The organism is Psychromonas sp. 14N.309.X.WAT.B.A12 (assembly GCF_030397575.1).
Lineage (GTDB): Bacteria > Pseudomonadota > Gammaproteobacteria > Enterobacterales > Psychromonadaceae > Psychromonas.
The window spans coordinates 1-516 of the sequence record NZ_JAPNXS010000039.1; the positions used below are offsets into that span (position 1 = coordinate 1).

Consider the following 516-nt stretch of genomic DNA (forward strand, 5'->3'; position numbering starts at 1 on the left):
CCGTTGCTGGCGCAGAAGTGGCGACCTTTGAGACCTTCGATGAAGATGGCGATGATGTGACGGTTACGCTAAGCGACACGGTGAACTATGCCTTAGTAGACGGCTCAGTGGTACTGACAGAAGCGGGCGTAGCATTAGTGAATAGTGGTCAAGAATTACCTGCTTTCACCTTAACGCCAAACGACGGCACGGTTGATGGCGACGCAGTAAGTGTTGATCCAAGTGTTGCGACCGTGAATGATGCACCAGAAATTACCATCTTAACCAGAAATGACTTTACCGAAGATGATGGTAGTGCGGTTGCTGGCGCAGAAGTAGCGACTTTCGAGACCTTCGATGAAGATGGCGATGAAGTGACAGTCACCTTAAGCGATACCGTTAACTACGAAATGGTAGATGGTACGGTTGTCCTCACTGAAGTCGGTGCAGCATTAGTGAATAGTGGTCAAGAATTACCGGCTTTCACCTTAACGCCAAACGACGGCACGGTTGATGGCGATGCAGTAAGCGTTGATC

At 49.6% G+C, this 516-nt stretch carries 1 protein-coding gene; it reads left to right on the forward strand.

Going from position 1 to position 516, the window contains the following annotated elements:
* A partial coding sequence (locus OW492_RS16970) for a hypothetical protein (protein WP_290041717.1) occupies window positions 1-516 on the forward strand: 516 nt, incomplete at both ends.